Annotated in this window: 1 protein-coding gene; it reads left to right on the forward strand. The window is 66.7% G+C overall.

The features are described from left to right. Window positions 1-438, forward strand: a 438-nt coding sequence (locus tag ACLQ2X_RS28445; RefSeq protein ID WP_425684149.1) for a hypothetical protein, incomplete at its 5' end; no start/stop codon positions are given. Between the last annotated feature and the right edge of the window lie 3 nt (window positions 439-441).

Consider the following 441-nt stretch of genomic DNA (forward strand, 5'->3'; position numbering starts at 1 on the left):
TTCAACGGACACCGGTGGACGGCACACCACCCCGCCGAACAGCCGACCATCCCGGAACCGTGGCTGCTCGTCGACATCCATGACAGTGACATCGCCATAATCACCTACCGCCCACCCGGCCCCGGCAGCGGTGTCGCCTACCTCGGTGACACCCCGCGCACATACTTCGAAAATCCGGACGCCTCAGCCCCAACCGATGCGGCCCGCGAGGCCGCCGGCCTGAGCGCCTGGTGGGCCCACCAGCACGGCAGGGCAGGCGGGACCGAACGCGAGGCCAAGGAAGCCGAGCTGGCCACCTACCTCGCCGAAGACCTCAACCCAGCAGACATCGATCTCGACCACGACGACGATGACGATGACGAAGACCTAACGACCTCGTGCGTGGTTGGCGGTAGCAGGATCTGTGCCGTCTCATCGTTGGTGGGGTGCGGCGGGTAGGGC

It is taken from the genome of Micromonospora sp. DT31 (assembly GCF_049841795.1).
Classification (GTDB): domain Bacteria; phylum Actinomycetota; class Actinomycetes; order Mycobacteriales; family Micromonosporaceae; genus Micromonospora.